The organism is Corallococcus exiguus (genome assembly GCF_009909105.1).
Lineage (GTDB): Bacteria > Myxococcota > Myxococcia > Myxococcales > Myxococcaceae > Corallococcus > Corallococcus exiguus.
In genome coordinates this window covers 208,368-227,170 of sequence record NZ_JAAAPK010000010.1, presented here as the reverse complement: position 1 = coordinate 227,170, position 18,803 = coordinate 208,368, and the positions used below count along the sequence as shown (strand labels likewise).

The 18,803-nt window shown below is 67.0% G+C and carries 15 protein-coding genes; 4 read left to right on the top strand and 11 right to left on the bottom strand.

The annotated features are described in order from the left end of the window. Window positions 1-26 precede the first annotated feature (26 nt). Both GTZ93_RS31820 and GTZ93_RS31815 read left to right on the top strand, forming a co-directional pair. On the top strand, window positions 27-1,313 hold the full coding sequence (locus GTZ93_RS31820) for an SET domain-containing histone-lysine N-methyltransferase (RefSeq protein ID WP_161663174.1): 1,287 nt from the start codon (window positions 27-29) through the stop codon (window positions 1,311-1,313). A 35-nt stretch (window positions 1,314-1,348) separates the two neighbouring features. Beyond that, window positions 1,349-2,308 (top strand): NmrA/HSCARG family protein, encoded by a 960-nt coding sequence (locus GTZ93_RS31815; protein WP_219629100.1) that lies wholly within the window; start codon window positions 1,349-1,351, stop codon window positions 2,306-2,308. 48 nt (window positions 2,309-2,356) lie between these two features. On the opposite strand, the gene GTZ93_RS31810 is transcribed toward GTZ93_RS31815, so the two are convergent. From GTZ93_RS31810 to GTZ93_RS31800, 3 genes are all read right to left on the bottom strand, one after another. Then, window positions 2,357-2,860, bottom strand: coding sequence for a hypothetical protein (locus GTZ93_RS31810; protein WP_161663173.1), 504 nt, complete (start codon window positions 2,858-2,860; stop codon window positions 2,357-2,359). A 77-nt stretch (window positions 2,861-2,937) separates the two neighbouring features. Beyond that, entirely contained in the window at window positions 2,938-3,732 is a 795-nt protein-coding gene (locus GTZ93_RS31805) for an alpha/beta fold hydrolase (protein WP_139918723.1), read from the bottom strand. 10 nt (window positions 3,733-3,742) lie between these two features. Further along, complete coding sequence (locus GTZ93_RS31800) at window positions 3,743-4,429, bottom strand: sigma factor-like helix-turn-helix DNA-binding protein (RefSeq protein WP_257979186.1); 687 nt, start codon at window positions 4,427-4,429, stop codon at window positions 3,743-3,745. 83 nt (window positions 4,430-4,512) lie between these two features. Between GTZ93_RS31800 and GTZ93_RS43325 the strand changes: the two genes are divergently transcribed. After that, on the top strand, window positions 4,513-5,541 hold the full coding sequence (locus GTZ93_RS43325; protein WP_276528797.1) for a TIGR03915 family putative DNA repair protein: 1,029 nt from the start codon (window positions 4,513-4,515) through the stop codon (window positions 5,539-5,541). 182 nt (window positions 5,542-5,723) lie between these two features. On the opposite strand, the gene GTZ93_RS31790 is transcribed toward GTZ93_RS43325, so the two are convergent. From GTZ93_RS31790 to GTZ93_RS31765, 6 genes are all read right to left on the bottom strand, one after another. Continuing rightward, window positions 5,724-6,689 carry an IS630 family transposase gene (locus GTZ93_RS31790; RefSeq protein ID WP_139918722.1) on the bottom strand — a complete coding sequence of 322 codons (966 nt, stop codon included), beginning with the start codon at window positions 6,687-6,689 and terminating at the stop codon, window positions 5,724-5,726. 385 nt (window positions 6,690-7,074) lie between these two features. Then, window positions 7,075-11,070, bottom strand: coding sequence for a tetratricopeptide repeat protein (locus GTZ93_RS31785; RefSeq protein ID WP_139918720.1), 3,996 nt, complete (start codon window positions 11,068-11,070; stop codon window positions 7,075-7,077). A 210-nt stretch (window positions 11,071-11,280) separates the two neighbouring features. Further along, a complete protein-coding gene (locus GTZ93_RS31780; protein WP_139918718.1) occupies window positions 11,281-13,044 on the bottom strand; it encodes a hypothetical protein in 1,764 nt (587 codons plus the stop codon). 130 nt (window positions 13,045-13,174) lie between these two features. Beyond that, complete coding sequence (locus GTZ93_RS31775; protein WP_139918717.1) at window positions 13,175-13,444, bottom strand: hypothetical protein; 270 nt, start codon at window positions 13,442-13,444, stop codon at window positions 13,175-13,177. A gap of 42 nt (window positions 13,445-13,486) precedes the next feature. Then, window positions 13,487-14,296, bottom strand: a complete 810-nt coding sequence (locus GTZ93_RS31770) for a methyltransferase domain-containing protein (protein ID WP_139918715.1) — start codon at window positions 14,294-14,296, stop codon at window positions 13,487-13,489. A gap of 58 nt (window positions 14,297-14,354) precedes the next feature. Continuing rightward, entirely contained in the window at window positions 14,355-14,894 is a 540-nt protein-coding gene (locus GTZ93_RS31765) for a hypothetical protein (RefSeq protein ID WP_139918714.1), read from the bottom strand. 132 nt (window positions 14,895-15,026) lie between these two features. Between GTZ93_RS31765 and GTZ93_RS43005 the strand changes: the two genes are divergently transcribed. Next, entirely contained in the window at window positions 15,027-15,158 is a 132-nt protein-coding gene (locus GTZ93_RS43005) for a hypothetical protein (protein ID WP_257979185.1), read from the top strand. A gap of 99 nt (window positions 15,159-15,257) precedes the next feature. On the opposite strand, the gene GTZ93_RS31760 is transcribed toward GTZ93_RS43005, so the two are convergent. Then, complete coding sequence (locus tag GTZ93_RS31760; protein WP_139918711.1) at window positions 15,258-16,832, bottom strand: tetratricopeptide repeat protein; 1,575 nt, start codon at window positions 16,830-16,832, stop codon at window positions 15,258-15,260. Continuing rightward, the gene (locus GTZ93_RS31755) at window positions 16,829-18,718 is read right to left on the bottom strand and encodes a hypothetical protein (protein ID WP_139918709.1); all 1,890 of its coding nucleotides are present in this window, start codon (window positions 18,716-18,718) and stop codon (window positions 16,829-16,831) included. The genes GTZ93_RS31760 and GTZ93_RS31755 overlap by 4 nt, the downstream gene beginning before the upstream one ends. Window positions 18,719-18,803 lie beyond the last annotated feature (85 nt).

Genomic DNA, 18,803 nt, shown 5'->3' with positions numbered 1-18,803 from the left:
CACCCCCCGAACGCATGGCGGAGCCAATGAGCGCGCGACAGGAAGCGGAGCAGGACACCCTCGAGGAAGCGAACCCCCTGAAGGAACACCTCGCACTCCAGTGGAGCAGGCAGGCGGGCGCGAGCTTCCCGAAGTTGTGGGTGGGTCATCTGGAGGGCGACGAGCGTGGCGTCTTCGCCAAGGTGCCCATCGCGGCGGGAGAAGAGGTGCTGCGGGTGCCGCGCGCGTGCCTGGTGACGCTGGACGTCGCGAGAGCGTCGGACATCGGCCGGCTCATCGACGCGCACGCACCGGACACGAGCGAGGAGTGCTACCTGGCGGCATTCCTGCTCCAGGAGAAGGAGCGCGAGGACTCGGCCTGGAAGCCGTACCTGGACGTGCTGCCCCAGTCCTTCCCGCACCTGCCGCTGTTCTTCGACGCGCAGGAGCTGTCGCTGCTCCAGGGCTCCTCCGCGCTGCGCGAGGTGGCGCGGTGGAAGGAGATGCTGCTCGCTCGCTACGCCATGCTGGCGCAGCGGGTGCCGGGCTTCGAGCGCTTCACGCCCGACGCGTACCTCTGGGCGCAGCACGTGTTGATCAGCCGCAGCTTCGGCCTGACGGTGGCGGGCAAGCTCACGCGGTGCTTCGTGCCGGTGGCGGACATGCTCAACCACCGGGCCTCGCCGCGCCTGGTGTGGGGCAACACGGAGGACGGTGAGGCCTTCGTGCTGGTGGCGCACGAGCCCGTGGCCGCGCGCGAGGAACTGCACATCAGCTATGGCATCAAGTCCAGCTGCCGGTTCCTGCTGAGCTACGGCTTCGTGCCGGAGGACAACCCGGACGACACGCTGGTGCTCTACCTGGGCGTGCTCGAGGACGCGGTGGAGGCGGAGGGAAAGCGGGAGCTGCTCGCGCTGGCGACTCCGCCGTCGCGGCGGCGCTTCGAGGTGCCGCTGCACTACGGGCATGCCTCCACGGTGGCGATGTTCTCCTTCCTGCGCGTGGCGTGCGCGAACGCGCGGGAGCTGGCCCGGCTCGCCGAGGAGGCCCGCGAGGAGCAGGGCCTGGGCGAAGTGCCACCACTGAGCGCGGAGACGGAGGAGCGCGTCTTCCGCTACCTCCACGACGCGTGCGAGGCACGGCTCGCGGGCTTCGAGACGACGCTGGAGGAGGACGAGCAATTGCTCCAGGAGGCGGACCTGTCGCGCAACGCGCGCAACTGCCTGCTCTTGCGGCGCGGTGAGAAGCGGCTGCTGCGGGCCTACGCGGGCCTGGCGCTCGCCTTCCTCCCCGCGCTGAGCCCCAGCCTGCCCGGCCCCGTCGTGGGCGGATGAGCCGGCTTCATTCCCAGACTTCAGGACGACAGGACATGACCATGGACAAGAAGATCATCGCGGTGGTGGGAGCAACGGGCGAAGAGGGAGGCGGCCTTGCGCGCGCCATCCTCGCGGACACGCAGAGCGGCTTCACGGTGCGCGCGCTCACGCGCAAGCCAGGCTCGGAGCTGGCGCGCCGGCTGGCGAAGCTGGGCGCGGAGGTCGTCGCGGCGGACGTGAGCGACGCGAAGAGCCTGAAGGCCGCGTTCACCGGAGCGCACGGCGCCTTCTGCGTCACCAGCTATTGGGAGAAGCCCGACCCGGAGCGCGAGCTGGCACAGGCGCGGACGATGGCGCACGCCGCGAAGGAGGCGGGGGTGGCGCACGTCATCTGGTCCACCCAGGAAGACACCCGGCGCCTCATCCCTGCGGAAGACACGCGGATGCCCATGCTCAAGAGGCACTACCGCGTGCCGCAATTCGACGTGAAGGGCGCGAGCGATGCGTACTTCAGCGGCCTGGACCTGCCAGTGACGTTCGTGCGCACCTCGTTCTCGTGGGAGAACCTGCTGTCGTTCGGATTGGGAGGAAAGCGCAACGCCGACGGCACGTTCGACTTCGTGCTGCCCACGGAGGACCAGAAGCTGCCCGGCATCGCCACGGAGGACGTGGGCGGATGCGTCCACACCCTCTTCCAGCGCGGGCCGGAGGCATGGGCGGGCAAGACGGTGGGGCTGGCCAGCGAGCACCTGACGGGCCAGGAGATCGCCCGGACGCTGCAGCAGGTGCTGGGCCAGGAGGTGCGCTTCCACTCCATGGAGCCGGAGGTCTACCGGACGTTCAACTTCCCCGGCGCGTCGGAGCTCGCGAACATGTTCCAGTTCATGCGGGACTTCTCAGAGGAGTACTGCGCCGCCCGGGACCCCGAGCGCACGCGTGAGCTGAATCCGCAGGTGCAGTCGCTGGCCCGGTGGATTGAACGCAACAAGGCCCGCTTCGTGCGCGCGGCGTGACGGGCGCCAGGCCCTGCCTCCCGGTCCACGGAAGGCAGGGCCTGTTTTTCAGACCGAGATCTCCCGGCCTCCCCCACCCACCCCGGGAGGAGGCGGCGGAGGCCCCTTGTCCCAGCCATCCTTCCAGAAGAGCCCCATCGCGCCCTGGCAGCTGAGGAAGAACAGCGCGGGGGTGACGATCTTCTTGGGCAGGTACTTCACGAGCCCCTTGCCCAGGACCCAGCTGAACGCCGAGCCGCCGATGAACTGCCCCACCTGCTGCTGTCCCCAGTCGAGGGTGCTCTGCTGAGCCTCGGGAGGCAGCGCCTTCCAGAGGGTCGCGACGGTCGCCGGATCGACGTTCAGCCCCGCGGCGTACCGGAGCCCCGCCCGGATCGCCCGGGCCGTGAGCAGGTTGTGGTACTGGATCACCTGCTGCTGCTGCGGGCCCTGCAGGCCCAGCTGCCCGAGCGTGCGAAGCCCACCGACGAACAGCTGGGGTGGCTTGCTCGCGAGGCCGTAGTAGATGCCCCAGAAGAAGGGATACTGCTTCTGCTTGTCGTCGCCGCTCACGGTCTTGTCTCCTTGGATATGGGAGATGGCTCCCTCGGAGGAGACGGAGGAGCTGGTCGCGCGTGAAGCCCGGGGCTTCAGTCGCCCAGGAACTCCTCCAGCGCTCGCGCGAGCGCCTTGGGGTCCACGGCATGCGCCTGTCCCTCCAACGTCCGGTGGCGTGCGCTGGGAATGGCCCGTGCCAGGGTCTGGATCGCCTCGCGCATCCAGCCCGGGCTCGCGCCTCCGTCCATGACGAGCGTCGCCGCACGGACGGCCGACACCTGCTCGAGCCGCGAGGGGCCACGGGCCGTGATGAGCAGGTCGTAACTCAGCGTGTGAGCGAGGTGCTCGAGGCCCGTCCACATCGGTGCCTTGCGCAGCTGTGCGACGGCTGGCGCGGGCACCTGCATCACCTTCGTGAAGTACAGCTCGACGGCCTCCGCACGCCGATTCCCCGCGGCGGCCTCATCCAGTTGCTTCGCGAGGTCTTCGAATGCCCGGGCCCGCCCCGCATCGAGGATGACGGGAGGCTCATAGACGGCCAGCTTCGGAATCGGCAGGCCTCGCGCCGCGGCGTCGAGGGCCAGGAGGCCGCCCGACGAGTTGCCGAACACGGCGGCGGATCCGCCGGCGGCGGTGATGAGCGCCGCGAGGTCCTCCCCTTCCCGCTCGAGCGCATGGGGCGGTGTGTCCCCGCTGTCCCCTCGGCCGCGCCGGTCATAGCTGAACACGGTGAAGCGATGGGCCAGCAGGGCCGCCAGCGGTGTCCCCGAGGTCGGCGCCGTGCGGTCGCAGAACGCTCCGCCCACCAGGATGAGCGGTGGCCCATGGCCGGTGGTCTCGAACGCGATGCGCGTCCCATCGGCGGACGTGACGGTGTGGAGGGTCATGGCAGTTCCTTCAGGGTGAGGCTGCGGGATGATAGCCGTGCGTGCGGAAGGGCACGTCGAGCTCGCGACAGACCTCGGTCACGACCTCGGGCGAGTGGTAGTAGTTCCGCAGCCGCGCGATGCGGTCGCCGTCCAGTTCGACGCGTACGACGGAATGCACTTCGTCTCCCGACCACCAGAGGAAGAGCGATTCGCCACGGTGCGCGCGGAGCTCGCAACGAGGCGGATCCACGACCACGTAGCCAGCCTCGGGACAGCCGAAGAGCGTTCCCGTGAACGAGCCGTCCCTGACCGCCCGGGCCCCGGACTCGATCTTGAAGCCCGGATACTCCAGGGTCGCGGTGTCGAGCAGGAGCGCCGTGAGACGATCGAGGTCCCGCGCGTTGAAGGCGTCGCAGAAGGCGTTGAGGACGGCGGGAGTCACCGGCGCCGGCGCGTCCGGTTCCGGCGTCACCAGCTTCGCCCGCCCCCGGTGCAGGGCTGCCTTGATGGCTCCGGTCGAGGTGGAGAGCACCTCGGCGGTCTCCTCGAGTGACAGCCCGAAGGCATCCTTGAGCACGACCGCGGCACGCTCTTGCGGCGAGAGCTGCGAGATCAGCGTCCCCGCCGCCTCACGCGTCGCGCGAGGTTCAGGGTGCGTCGCCGGCTCCGGGACCTCGACGCCATCGGAGGCCGGGAGCTCTCGCGCCTGCCGCATCCGGTTGATCCACAGGTTGCTCGCGACCCGGAAGAGCCAGGCCCGAGGGCTGCGCGGCGGCGCGTGGACTGCTCGCGCGCGAAGTGTCCCCGGAGCAGGTGCTGTTCACCGAGGAGGGGCACGGACAGGGCTCGCTGCTCGCGCCAGACGTGGTGGCCGCGAGCGCGCCCGTGGCGGGGCTGTCCGTGCCTCCGGCGTTCCTGGAGCTGGCGGAGAAAGTGGCCTGCCACCGCTCACCCGAGCGCTGGGGGCTGCTCTACTGGGTGCTGTGGCGGCTGACGCACGGAGAGCGCAAGTTGCTGGAGGTCGAGAGCGACGCGGACGTGTACCGCGTGCTCATGCTGGCCAAGGGCGTGCAGCGCGACGCGCACAAGATGAAGGCCTTCGTGCGCTTCCGGCGGGTGGAGCGTGAGGGCGAGGAGTACTTCATCGCGTGGCACCGGCCCGAGCACCTCATCGTGCGCCACGTGGCGCCCTTCTTCGCGCGGCGCTTTCCCTCCATGCGCTGGAGCATCCTCACGCCGGACGCGAGCGTGTCCTGGGACCTGGAGCGGCTCACGTACGGGCCGGGCGTGCCGCGCTCGCAAGCCCCGGAGGGAGACGCGCTGGAGGAGATGTGGGGGACGTACTACGCGTCGACCTTCAATCCGGCGAGGCTCAACGTGCGGGCCATGCGCGCGGAGATGCCCAAGAAGCACTGGGCCACGCTGCCCGAGACCCGGCTCATTCCAGAGCTGGTGCGACAGGCGCCTGAGCGCACCTCGCACATGGTGAGCCCGAAGTTGGAGCACTCCGAGTCGAGCCGCTTCCTGCCCGAGCATCGGGACCTCGCGTCGCTCGCCCAGGCGGCGCGAGGCTGCCGGGCCTGTCCGCTGCACGAGCGAGCCACGCACACGGTGTTCGGCGAAGGGCCCGTAGGGGCACGGCTGATGCTCGTGGGTGAGCAGCCCGGAGACACGGAGGACCCTCCAGCACGCGAACACATCCAGGGCGAACGTCCTGCGCAGCAGCCCGGCCCAGTCCAAACGGGGTGTGCGCTCCTTCCCCGACTCCTCCACCGTCGAGGCAAAGGCGGGGCTCTCCTCCTCCAGCCTCGGCTCCGCCCTGCTTGATGTAGTCACGAGGGTCGTCCGGAGACGATCCGACAGCTCTTCTGGCTGTCTCGCACGCTGTGCGAGGAACATCCCCTGCCGAGCACGCTGGGGGCGTCTCGGCCGCTTCACCGCGAAGCTGCACGAGTCGCCCTCCTTCGAGTCCGAGCGCCTAAACGACGAACCGTGATTCTCGAATGGTCTCATGCTGCGCGTCGAGAGGGAGCGACGCGCAGCAGCGGACTTGAAGTCTGCTGCGCGTTGCGAGCTTCCAGGTAGGCATCCACCTCGGCCATGAGCGCCGACATCTTCTTGCACCGGTGGTTGCGGGTGACGTTGGCGTGCACGTCCCACCACACCCGCTCGATGCGGTTGCCCTCGGGGCAGTACGGCGGCAGGAAGTGCAGCACCACCCGCTCGCCCATCTGAACCAGTACCTGCTTCGTCTGCCTGCTCGAATGGGTGGCCGCGTTGTCCAGGATGAAGTGCAGGCGCCTGGCCGTGGGGTAGGCGTTGCTCACCGCCCGTACCAGTTCGATGAAAAGGGCGCTCGTCTTCCGCTCCCCCTTCACCCACGTCAACTCGCCTGTGCGTGAGTTGAGCGCTCCGGCCACGTATCGCTTCTGGTTGTTGCCCGGAGTGACGACCTCCCGCCGTTCTCCGGGCAGCATCCAATCGGGCCCCACCTTGGGGTTGAGATGCACGTCCATCTCGTCCTCGTAGAAGACGGGCTCCTCGGGCCGGGCGTAGGCCGCCCGGCACTTCAGTTGCCACAGTCGCTCTTGCCGCTGGCGCGCGGGCCAGGGGCAGCGCACCACGGGGCGGGGCCGCTTCAGCCGTGCGCCCACCGACGCCAGGGCGCGTCCCATGGTGGTAGGCGAGACGCGCACGCGGCCGCGCCTCTCCACCTCGCGCGCCAACAGCTCGCGTGTCCACGTGGTGCGTCGCCAGCCGGACTGCTGAGGTGTGCCCTTCAGCACCCGGCAGAGCGTTGCTCGGAAGCGCTCATCCACTTTGCGCTGTCCATTTCGAGCACGTCGGTCCACCAGCCCTTCACGTCCACTCTCCAGGTAGCGCTGGACGGCGGCCACCACGGTGGAGGTAGCGCACAGCAACTCTCGCGATGCCTGCGCTCGCGACTGGCCACTGGCCACCTTCGCCACCGCCATGCACCGTCGCAGGGTGAGCGGGCAGCCAGTCCTCTCACCCCAGCGAATCAGGCGCCTGCGGTCACGACTGCGTAGGCGGAGCTGTTCCCCCTGTGGCAGGGCTCGCTTCTCCTTCTGGTTCTTGCGCACACAAGGCCGAACGGAGCGGGTTCCTGCCGCTTCCCCACCCGTCCCGCGCCTGCCTACCCTCCGGGCCGATCGGGAATCACGCCTCGCCGTTTAGCGGGCTCGCTCCTCAATCCGAGCTTCGAGTATCGGTGAGCACCGGATCGCTGACGACGGCCTCCCGCGCCCTCCACCGTGTTGACACGAGTGATCCGCGACACATACGGGTCGGCCACATAAAGGCCGCGGTCCCACGAGCATTCACTGACGCTGGAGCCGCTCAGGTCCTCGTGAGTCGTTCGAAGGTCGCGAGACGCTCCAGGAGCGAGGAAGAGGGAGGGACATCGAAACCTTCGTAGAGTTTTTTCAAGAATTCAAGCAGAAGCCAGACGTCTGCCTGAAACACGCTTGGGGAGCGCTCGAAGTGCGGCCATACCGTATCGAGGCCTTCTTCCAGTGCCCCCAGCGCTTCACCGGGATTGAACAAGCCGATGAAACAATAGCTCAGGCGGTAGAAGCTCTTCGCCAGCTTGGGCACACAGCGTTCGGGATTGCGCGCGGCCAGGGCGCGGCGGAGTTCGACGGCCTCGCTCAGGGCTTTCAGCGCCTCCTCGCATCGCCGCAGTTGGAGCAGGTCTTCACCCAGATTGTGGAGGCAGGTAGCGAGATTCGGCTCGAAGGCCTCGGGGATGCGCTGGGCAAGCCACCGGTACAACTCGACGGCTTCTCCCTTGGCGCGCAGCGCCTCTTCGCCGCGGCCCAAGGCTTTCAGCGCGACCCCGAGATTGTTGACGCTCATGGCGAGGTCCGGCCGGACTGCCTCAGGATTGCTCCGTTCCAGCCCTCGGAAGAGTTCCACCGCCTCACTCTTGACCTTCAGCGCCTCCTCCCAGCGGCCCATATCACTCAGCACCACCCCCAGGCTGTTGAGACTGTTGGCAAGGGCTGGCTGGAAGGCCTCTGGATTGTCCTGAGCGAGCGACCGGTACAACGCCGTGGCCTTGCTCGTGGCCTCCAGCGCCTCCTCGTGCCGGCTCAGCTTGCTCAAGGCGTCTCCCTGGGTCCTGAAGCTCACGGCGAGCTTCGGCCGGAAGGCGTCCGGATTGCGCTCGGCCAGGGCGTGGGCGATGTCAGCCCCCTCACGCGCGAACTCAAGCGCCTTCCCGGGCTGGCCCTGCACGCTCGTTATGGCGCCCAGGTTGCAGAGACTGTTGGCGAGAGCCGGCTGGAAGGCATCGGGGTTTCGCTGCGCCAGGGCACGGTAGAACTCGACGGATTCAGCCAGAGCCTTCAGCGATTCCTTCCAGCGCCCCAGATCGCCCAACCTTGCCCCCAGGTTGTTGAGGCTCAAGGCGAGGTCGGCCTGGAAGCGGCGGGGATGGTGCCGCTCCAGGGTCCGGAGGAGTTCGACGGCCTCTCCTGAGGCTCTCAAGGCCTCTTCGAGGCGCCCCAGCTCGCTCAGGTAGTTACCGAGATTGATGATGCTGCCAGCAAGCATGGGATTGAAGGCGTCAGGATCACGCTGCGCCAGTTCCCGGTAGAGCTTGACCGCCTCGGCAGAGGCGTCCAACGCCTGTTCCCTGCGTCCCAGGTTGCTCAACCGGGTGCTCAGGTTGTTGAGACTGCAGGCAAGGCTGTGCAGGAGCTGGGGATCGTGCTGTATCAGCTCCCGGTAGGTAGCCACGGCCTCGGCTGAGACGCGCATCGCCTCTTCGAGCTTTCCCAGCCCACCCAACCGGGTGCCCAGCTTGTCGAGGAACACCGCGCGCGCAGCCATCGCCTCGACTCCCTTCTCGCCAGCCAGCGCGTTCGAGAGCGTGCGGCTCGTCCACGCGGAGACCCTGAGGAGAGAAACCGTTGGGTAGGGGATTCCTGCCGCCTCCAGCGCGTGGGCGAGCTGGGCATCCCCACCGGCTTCGAGCCGGTCCGCCAGAGCATCCCCCAGCGCCGAGAACGCGGTACGCAACCCAATGGCCTTGGCCGCCTCCAAAGCGAGCTTTGCCCTCGCATGGAGCGGTTCCGCCAGCAGCCGGTCGATCCACGGCCGGGCCAGCTCTGGAGCGGTAACGGAGGCACGGCCGAGCACCTCCAGGCCAGTGCTCACGAACGCCTCTGCTTCATCAGCAGGAAACATCCGCTCGATCCAGTTGGAAGGTGGAGGGACCTCCCCCCTCTTGGGCTTCGGCGCTGCCACTCGAAGCACGAGTCCTTCGCCCAGGAGATCTGGCTCCAAGGGGGGCAGGAACGCGCCGGAGCCCGTGTCCGCGCGCTGGTAGATCCGGTGGAGCAGCCAGAGAACCTTCTTCTCTTCCTCGGAGAGAGACTGCCCGAGGACTCTTCCCATCACGCGCACCGCGGACTCGAAGTCCGCAAACCCACCCCGGAGCGTTGCGCCCGCGACCATCTGCCGGGCCACCGAGCGCTGCATCGAGCCGCTGATGTCATCCTGACGCGCGCGCAGCTCCCAGAAGCGCTCCTCGTGGTCGAGGATGGTGTCCATGAGCGTGTTCGCCTGGAACTCGAGCCCCTCCACCGCAGCCAGCGCGGCCATGTGCAGATAGAGCACCCGCTCGAAGCGCGCGTCGGCGAACGAGGCCGTGGCCTGCCCCGCGTACTTCCTGCCTCGCTGCGCGGCGAACCTCCGCACGGCCTCGTGGAATACCTGTTCGCGCTCGAGCTCATTCGGTGCCAGCGGCGCCAGTTCGAGCGGGGGCGTGCTCCCCAGCCACGCATCCAGCGCGGGATCGGTCTGCCGCAGCGCCTGCCACCAGTCGCCATCATTGCGAGCCAGGAGCAGGAGCCGGATCCGCTGAAGCGCTCGCGTCCCCTCTTGCTGAGCGTAGCGAAGCGCTCGAAGGAGCGTCTTGCTCAAATCGGCTCGGCTCTCCGCGTAGTCGAGCGTCACCACGACTGGCTGGCCGAGCTGCGTCAGCCGTGTGAACCAGTCCTCGGGAACCTCCTTGGGGAGGAATCCGGCGGCCCAATGCTGCTCCCGGCGGCGGCGAAGCCACTCGATCGCGAGCCGCGTCTTGCCCACGCCGCCTTCGGCATGAACTAGGCGCACCGCCACGGAGGGCCCCTCGTCACTCCAGCGATCCAGCTCCGCGAGGACCCCTTCACGGCCGTGAAAGGGCACGACCTCGTAGCGCGCATGGAGCAATGCCGATGCGGGTGGGTCCTTCGGTAGTGCCGCATCGCTCCCTGGGACCAGAAGATCGTCGATATCAGCGACGACTTCGCCTTCGAGGTGCTCGCGCAGGAAGGCCAGCAGGCACTCGGCCGAGGCGCGAGCGGCAAACTCCTTGAAGTGGTCATCCCGGCCCGGGTTGGCGAAGTCCATCACCCCCTTCATGACGAGGGCATCGAGCCTCATGTCACGCTGAGCCTCCGCCAGCGCACCGATGGCCGAGGCCTCCATCTCCAAACCTAGCGTCGTGCGCATGGACTCGGAGATGAACGGCCAGATGGCCTCATCCTCGATGACCTGATTGCCGCTGCCCATCGGGGCCACATGGACGTTGAAGGGGAACAGTGAGCCCTCGCCGGATAGGTCGGGGAGGCGATTGCGGTTTTGAGTCAAGACCCGGCCGATGCGCTGCCTCCCGGCATCGGTGAGCGAGAGTGTACCGTCCACCAGATGGCCCGACTTCCATAGCGAGCCGGTGACCTTCTCCCATTTCGGGCAGAACACATCGCATTCCGGGAGGGACGCCGGATCCGAGACCCCCTGGTGCAGCTTCGCCAGCAGCCAGTTCTCCTGCCACTCGTAGGGGATGGGCCTCCTTCTCCACCACTCCTCGTTCCGGAAGCGCCCGCGAAAATCGAAGTGCTCGAGGGCCACCTTCCAATCGTTGCGCAGGTTGTACGTCTTGAGGTCCTGCTGCACCTTGTCCGGCAGCCTCTTGCCCGTGTCGTGGAAGAACAGGCGATCCGGCGCAATCACATCGCCGAGGTTCGTCTTGCCCGGGCGTCCCGCGCAGACACCGCACATCGCCACGCACTTCGGGCGGTAGGCTGTGACCAGGGGCAGCAGGGCTTTCACGGCCTCCACGCCGCCCATGCCCGCAGCCTGGGCCACGGCCACACGGAGGGGCCGGCCACTCTTGCTACGGACCACGCGGAACGCCACAGGAAGGCCATTGGGACCCTGCTGCCGTTCCCAATGACTCCCGGGCAGAGCTCCCGCCTCCACCTCCAGTGCCGCCTGATACTCCAGTGTAATCGCCGTGAGGATCACGACATCGACCCTGCGCGGGCTCTGAACGCTTGCGCTCATGGTCTCATCGTACCGTCTGCTGGCCCTACGCCCAGCATGCGGACAGGCGAGGCCCCCTCCTCCCTCACCGCCCAACGCGCCGGAGCATAGGAAGGACAGGAGCCCTCTTGGGCGTAGCGGTCGGGGGCAGAGCAGGAGGTGAGGGACGCTGACGGGGAGCCCCTGAGCCGCACGTCCTTGATGCGGGCCTGACTCCCGCCGCCTCCACCATCAATGCTTGTCAAAAATCCGGCGGAGCCGGTACCTGGCTTTCATTGGCTGCGTGTCGCCACAGACCGGGCACCGGAACTGGACTGCGTGGGGACTGGGCTTCGGAACCGCCGCGGGATGAGCCAATGCCACCCCCGGCATTGCCCGACGTGCCGTGGTGGCCTCCCTCCAGGCCACATCGCTGACGATCTGATCCGACAGTCGCTGCGTCGTTCCAAGCTGGACGGAGCCCATGGTCCCCGCGGTCTGACCTTGAAAGAGGGCGCGGCCCACCTCCGCGTTGCGCATCGCCTGGCTCTCGGCACCTGCAATCTGGGTCGCTGGACCGACGGCGAAGGTGGCATTGCGGACCGCGCCCGGTGCTCCGCCGTTGAGCAGAGCGGTCAGCCTCGCGGCGATATCGCCCACCTCGCCGCCGCCGTTGTTGCGGTCCGATGCGATGAGCGCCAGGGCGGCGAGGCTCAGGCCGCTGTTACCGCCGGGACCGGCCTGCTGCTGGAGTCGATCGACTTCGGGATCGCGCCGTGCCGCACCGGCGATGTCCCAACACAACCCACCACCGGTGGGCTCCTCTCCCGAGTGGTAGGCGATATCGAAGGTTCCACTCCGCCCTCCGACGATCACGACATCGCGTCCCAGCTGCCGCATCCTCACCTTGAGGGCGGCCCAGAAGTAGGCGCGCTGCCCGTCGGTGCGAGCATGATTCGTGTAGAGGTCGATGTGATTGGCGCCACCGCCCACCGGAGGGCGCCCGAAGGTCACCAGCCTTCGAGCGCCACGGGCTCCGTCGACCGCGGCGAGCCGGGCCGCGGTGGTGTTGTGCTGGTAGTTGTAATCCTCGACGCGGTTGGCCAGCAGGATGTAGCCAGCATGGGTGCTCAGACAGCCAGGATTCGTGGTCAAGGTCTGGATCGCGCCATCAATGGCAAGCCGATCCGCGTTCCCCAGGTTTTGCGTCAGGCTCTGGTTGAACAACTCACAGGCGACATCCGCGACCGAGCGCTGATCATCCAACGCCTGCTCCCGCGCGGCCTCGAAGACCCGGCGTGACGTGCTCAAACAGCTTTCGACAAACGTCCGCGCCGGCAGGGATAAGAGTGTGATGTGGACGGGATGCCAGTGCGTCGCCTTGGCCCCCCTCGCCCAGTCCGGGACCGGAGCGTGCCGGTGCGGCGTGGGCCCGGTGACGAGGATGGTCCGCCCGCCCAGGCCTTCGCCGACCAGCTGACCAATCATGTCGGAGCAGACCCGCAGATGCTTCTCGGTCGGACCGATGCGGACCGCCACCGCGAGTTCGGGGCAGAGCTTCATGGCGACGATGAGCCAACACAGGTCGCCGGTCATGTCGCTGTTGATCGCGAGTGCCGTCGTCGTGCCAGCCGGCATGGCGACCAACCGCGCCGCGGGCGTCGCGGTGGGCAGTCCATGGGCCGCGCTTTCCGCCTGACGGACGCTCTCCGCCAGTTCCTCGAAGACACGGGCGGACTCGGCAGGTGCCCGGTTCAACCAAACGCCCAGCGTGTTGTAGCGCGCCTGAAGGTTGACGCCGCCAGGCCGCACGGGAGCCCCCGGGGCGGAGTCACGCGGGTCGATGGCGATGGCCCAGTCCTTCGCGGTGAGCTGGGTGGCTGCGGGGCCCCCTGGCGCTCCTCCCGTGGCGACGCCACCGACCGCCGCGATGTGGTTGTTGACCGCGACGGTCCCCATGCCGTTGGTCCAGGTGTATTCGATGGGATTGGTTCCAGGAACGGGCGTGAACGGCATCGAACCTCCAGCGCGAAGGGAGCGACGCCACACTATCAGTGAAAATGGACAGATGCGCCGACGATGGCCGCCTCCAACCCAGGAGGTCATGCACCTTTCGCCAATCATTGAGATTGGCTCTTTCGGCCCCTCATCCCCGCCGGAGCAGGTCGGCTCGCATCGCTTCCACCGCGTCCTTGGCCTCCTTCAGGCCCACGCCGTGCTGGTCGCGGTAGAGCTTGATGGCGTTGATCATCTGCCCGGACTCGATCAACTCCGCGAGGCTCTGCTGCCCCTCCTCCGGAGACAGCGGCGTGGGCGGCTCCGCTGGCTGCTCACGATGAGAGGAGCGCAACCAGAAGCCTATGAGGGCTCCCATGACCACTGCGATCAACAACAACACCAGGAATGACGGGGACATCCCCCGAGCATACAGACGCAGTGGACTTCCAGGGGCCCCAGTCTACCCGGGCACCCTCGCCCAGGCTCCAAAGGCCAGCTCCCCGATGTAGGTCGCACCCGCCTTCACGCGCTCCTCCGTGAGCCGCTGGTCGAGCGTGTCCACATCGAGCTCCGCCTCCGTCGCGACACCGTGCTTCACGATTCGGGGAATCATCGCGCGGACGATGGCGCCCGTGGGATGCGCCTGCGTCGGCGTCTGCACGACGGCCACCGCCCGGACCTGTTCGACCGTGAGTCCCGCCATCGTGAAGACCGACGCCAGGTCGAAGCCCATGTGGATGTTCGCGCCTTCGCGCTCCACCGTGCGCCAGATCCACTCACGCACCTGCGCGTGAAGCGGCAAGGGCCTGAGGCTCGCCGGGCCCACCGTCGAGTCGTGCTCCTGGAAGACCACCAGCCCTCCGGGCTTCACGGCCCTCGCGAGCCTCCGCACGGCTTCAACGGCGTCCGCCTGGTACATGAGCACCCGCCGCCCCACGACCGCGTCGAACAGGCCCTGCTCTTCCGGGAGCGCATGGAGGTCTCCCTCCACGAACGTGACGTTCGACAGGCCCTGCTCCCGCACCCTCACGCGGGCCTGTTCAATCGCCCCGGAATCGCGGTCCACGCCCACGACCTGCCCCTGCGCGCCCACCTGGCTCGCGGCCATGAAGGTCACGTCGCCCCTTCCACAGCCGACATCGAGCACCCGCATTCCCGCCCGGAGTCCCGCGCCCGCCAGCAGCCTCTCCGTCATCGTCGCCACGTTGTCCATGCAGCCAACGGTAGGCAGCTTGCGAAGACCCCGGAAGGGCGCGGCTTCGGATGGCATCGGCGAATCTTTCGATCCGAGGGCCGACACCCGCGGAATCACCCGCGCACGCCGAGCATCACTCCGGATACGAGCCCTTCGCGCGCTCCTTGCGCTCCTGCTCCATGCGCCGCTGCTCGTTCAGCTGGCGCTCCATCTCACTCGCGCCCCCGCGTCGCTCACGAAGCCTCTCGGGGTAGCTCGCGACGATGAGGGGGGCGAAGTGCTCGAGGGCCTCCTTGAGGTCGGGGAAGGGAACCTCTTTCTTCTCGACCAGGATCTCCCATGGCTCCGTCATGGAGCCACGGGTCATCTCGAAGCCAACTCCCCTGGCCGCCCAGGTCTTCGGGACGTCGATGACAACGCTGATGTACTCACCCCGCGTGCACGGCTGGATGAAGACCGCGTCCGGGTGCTTGCGCTGTCCTCGTTTGTCGCGCATTTGGTAGGTGAGCGAACAGGCCTCGAGCGGCCGGAGCTGCTCCTGGACCTGGGCCAGCTCAGGGAGTCCGCCCACGTCCGAGGTCGTCAGGAAGCCCCCCTCCTTGAGGCCGATGCTCACCACGCCCACGCCAATGCCAAGGGCGACCGTGGCGCTGATGATGACGAATACCTTCATGCTGGAGTGCTTGTTCACAGGCCGGTGCTATATCCCAGCCCGCCCGTCAAAACCGCAACACAATTGCAATAAAACCCCAAGCCCCGCTACATCCCAAGGAACATGCGGGCGCTCGCCCGGGGAGGCGGGAACGTGCTGGCGACGATGGTGGTATTGAACCGTGAGGCGGAGGCAGTCCATCAAGGCGCGGTCCAGATGGCGGCGATGCCCTCGTTCTGCGAGACGCCGCCCGTTGCGTCGATGAAGATGGACCGGATGCGCTAGAAGAGCCCCAAGGCGTCGAAGTTCCCTCCGCAACGTGGGCTCGTCGCACTGGCAGAAGACCTTCACCATCGAGTCCAGCCTTTGACGAGGGCAACTCCTTCACCCCGACTTCGGCAGCAATCCGATGTGCGCGTGAAGCAGAGGGAACGATTCGCCGGCCTTCACGAGCGAGCGCGCCGCATCCTCCGAGCGCCCCAGCGCGAACAGGCACATCGCGAGGTTCCACAACGTGCGCGGATCCTCTCCGTACAGGGCGAGCGACTCCTCGAACAGCGCGAGTGCCGAGGCAGGTTCGCCAAGCTGGTACAGGCAAGCCGCGAAGGCGAACGCCAGATCCCGGCTCTCACCAATGTGGAAGTAGTTCGCCCACGCTCGCCCGATGGCCTGCGCGAGCGCCACGCGCTCCTGCGCTGACAGCGTAGTCATCTTCTGGCTGAACGCTGGGAGGCAGTCGCCGAGGATGCGAGCGTCGTACCGGCTCAGTCGCACGTGCGCGAGGAGTTGCTCGAACTCAAGCATCTCGTAGTGCGCCTCGAGGCCCTGCCGCAATCGGAAGAAACCATCGGGACTGGGGCCGTTGAAGGCGAGGTGATAGGCGAGGCGCGCCTCGGGCATGCCTCGGGCTGGCGCGCCGAGGATGAACGCGGCGACGACGAGGCTCGACTGCCGGTGGTCCGCGCAGATGTGCTCACCGCCCTTGCGAAGGAACCACTGCTGGAAGGCGTGGTAGTTCACCGGCAGGGAGAAACTCCCATGCACCGTCACCTGAGGATCCACCTCCAGGGCGAGTGAGGCCTCGTCGAGGTGCCCCTTGTCGGCGGAGAGGAGGAAGAGGCTCCCGCTCGCGAGCGCAGAAAGCTTCTCCAGGCACCTCAGGGCGGGGGCCGGAAAGAGCACCGAGCCCCCATCGAGCCGGTCGGTATAACCCCGCAGCAGCCCATTGAGTTCCGGCTCGGGATAATAGTCGGGATGCACGGCACGCCGAGAGGACGCGAGGCGCAATCGCGTGAGGACGTTCGCAGCACTCAGGTCGAGTTCCGGGGTCTCGGTGGCGACCGTGAAGAGGCACTCGGAGAGCTGCCCCTTCTCGATGAAGAAGGCATCCTGCGCAACGCCATCGAAGACGTAGTTCGCGATGACCGTGAGCGGCCGCCCCAGGCTTCCGGCCCCAAGCATCGTCTTGGACTCCAGGAGCTCGAGGGTGCTGTCCATGCGCTCCACGTCGACGAGCGCGAAGTCCAGCAAGCCCGCGGTGACGAATGGACGCAGAGCCGGATGTGCCCGCCAGAACCGCAGGTTGGACTCCGTGAAATCACTCATCACGTAGCGGATGGGGACGTGGCTCCAGCCCATGACCTCGCGCAGTTCGGCGAGCACCCGGAGGAAGAGAAAGGCAAAGCGCCCGCTCCCCGCTCCAAGCTCCAGCACATGGAACGGCTCACTACCTGCGCGGGCCTCTCCTGCGTGACAGTCCCGAAGGAAACCGAGCACCACCTGGGCCATGGCGTGCGCGAGCGTCGGGTTGCACGTGACATAGTGTGGCACCGTGGCATCACGCCAGGCGTCAATTCCCACACGCTCGAAGTAGCTGCGCTGGGCTCGCCACAGCACCGACTCCGAGAGGGGCTTGTTCGTCTCGAGCGTCGTCAAGCTGTCCTCGGCGCCAATCGTCATGCCCTCTTCCTGAGCGGTTCGAAGTGAGGGCCATACCAGAGGATGTTGATCTCACGAGGCTGCCCCACCATGCCGCCCATGCCGCCCATGCGGCACACCTCGTAGAGTTGGTTGGTGCCTGAATTGAAGCCCCATATCAAGATGAGGCACCTATGGAAGTTTGCGAGCTGATGCACTTCCTCGCGTGTGAAAGCATTCTCCAGGTTGAGATCCTGGCCTTTCACCGCGGCTCCGATCACATTCCAATTACGGCGAATCCTCAAAACTTCGCCTATAAGTGTGTAATTGGGATCGTCCGGCATGTTGTGGAAGAGCTGAAGGAAGCTGTGCAGGAAACAGTTGAGCCCCTGCGAGGAGGCCGCCCCTCGGACAAAATTCTTCGCTGCAAGCGCCCTCTGGAGCGTCGGGCTTGGTACAGCGGAGAGATCCGGTGCGGGCGCGACGATTGACTTGCCATCACTCGCTTTTGAATCGCTCTTCAAGTGCACCACGGAGAAGGGAGCGGAGGGGTGCGCCGCCACTGCGGCAGATGATGATGCCGCGGCTGCCGCCGCTGGAGCTGGAGTCTTCGGAACGGCCGGGGGCGAGGGAAGGAGCGAGAAGGGATTTCCTGAACCCGCCGCGGACAGCGCGCCGTCATCCTCCATAGGGCCGTCATCCTCCATGGCGCTGCCAGCCAGCTCGTCGTCATCCCCATCGTCGTCATCCCCATCGTCGTCATCCGGATCGCTATCCGATGGCGAATCGTAGCCTGTGTGGCGGGGATCGACTTTCCCCAGGGCAACGAACTGTGCTTTCGCGTCCTGAAGCATCGAGCGCTTCTCGTCAGCGCCCAGGTATTGTGTCTGGTGCGTCACCAGTGCAGCGGCCTGGTCGTGGAGCCACGTGCATACGTCTCCAGGGGAATTGGATTGCATGTGGCCCTTGGCCTGGTCGAACAGCGCGCGAAACCCCTTTAAAGCGGGCCCCCAGAAGCCGCCCGGGTGACGGTTGAATTCAATCTTCAGTCCGAGTCTCTCCTCCGCGAAAAGGAGTGTGAGATAGCAACCCGCGCAGGGCCGCTTCTTTCCGTAAATCGTTGCTACCGTCGACTTACTTGTACCCGAGCGAAGCAGAGCGAGGAGGAGCTTCTGCTCGGCGTGGATGCTGTCTCCACCGGCGTTCACGAAGATGAGCCGCCCGTGGTGCGCCGCCCCAACGATCTTGGCCGCGCAGTCGGCTGCATTCGAATAGTCCAGCCGCTGGAGGAGGCGCTCGTTGTCATTGCCCAGCACGTTCATCGCCGTGGGGATGTTGGAGAGGGACCTCGTCCCCGAGAAGAGCCCCCCGAGCTTCTTCGCCGCCCCCTCGGCCCGTTTGTCATCGGGATTCTGGACCGACTGCAGCAGGTTCTGGACGGCGTTGGAGGGCGGCCCTCCAGTGTCATCCTGGCGCAGCGCCTTGAACAAAGCATTGATCGAGTCGTCGAGGTTCGCGGCAATGACGATTCGATCATTCACGAGCATTGCCTGGACCTCCTGTTCGCCTTTCATATTGAGCGTGTTTCGGATGTAGTGGAAAAACTGCACCGAGAGATGGCGCAGGACCTGGATGTCTCGGCGTCCTGAGAATGAGGCGGCGCCGCTGAGCCACACTTCGGGCGTCCACCTCCCGGCGAAGGTGACATTCGCTTTGCTGGTGACGGCCTTGAGTTCCCGGTCCATGAAGGCCACCGAGGGGCGAGGCTTGCGCGACGCGGCGCGTTTCTTCTTCGCGGGTTTCGCCGCGGGGGCGGACAACAAGGAGAACGAAGCCCCTGCAGGGGCCGCGGCGGCAGCCGGGCTGCTCGAAGCCATCTCGTCGACTGAACCCGCGCAACCCTTCCACTTGTGCACGAAGCGACGCATGGAAGGGCCTGTGGCGGCACACATACTGCATCGGTACATGGTGCTCCGCTCCTTGCAGCAGGGCTGGCCCGGGCAACAGTCCAGT